Source organism: Streptococcus mitis (genome assembly GCF_001579035.1).
Lineage (GTDB): Bacteria > Bacillota > Bacilli > Lactobacillales > Streptococcaceae > Streptococcus > Streptococcus mitis_J.
Window position 1 is genome coordinate 1 of record NZ_KQ970339.1, and the last position, 339, is coordinate 339.

At 43.1% G+C, this 339-nt stretch carries 1 protein-coding gene; it reads left to right on the forward strand.

Features of this window, described 5'->3' with window-relative positions:
* A partial coding sequence (locus SMIDD26_RS10975; protein WP_075271450.1) for a group II intron maturase-specific domain-containing protein occupies positions 1 to 318 on the forward strand: 318 nt, incomplete at its 5' end.
* Between the last annotated feature and the right edge of the window lie 21 nt (positions 319 to 339).

Below are 339 nucleotides of genomic sequence, written 5' to 3' on the forward strand. Positions count from 1 at the left end.
ATTCGAGGATGGATAAACTATTTCTCATTGGGAAATATGAAAAGTATAGTCGCCAGCATAGATGAGCGCTTGCGTACTCGCCTACGAGTGATTATCTGGAAGCAATGGAAGAAGAAATCGAGACGATTATGGGGATTGCTTAAGTTAGGAGTTCCTAAATGGATAGCAGATAAGGTATCTGGCTGGGGCGACCACTACCAATTAGTAGCTCAGAAGTCGGTACTTAAACGTGCTATATCAAAACCAGTCCTTGAAAAACGTGGACTGGTTTCGTGTTTGGATTATTACCTTGAACGACATGCGTTAAAAGTTAGTTGAACCGCCGTATGCCGAACGGCA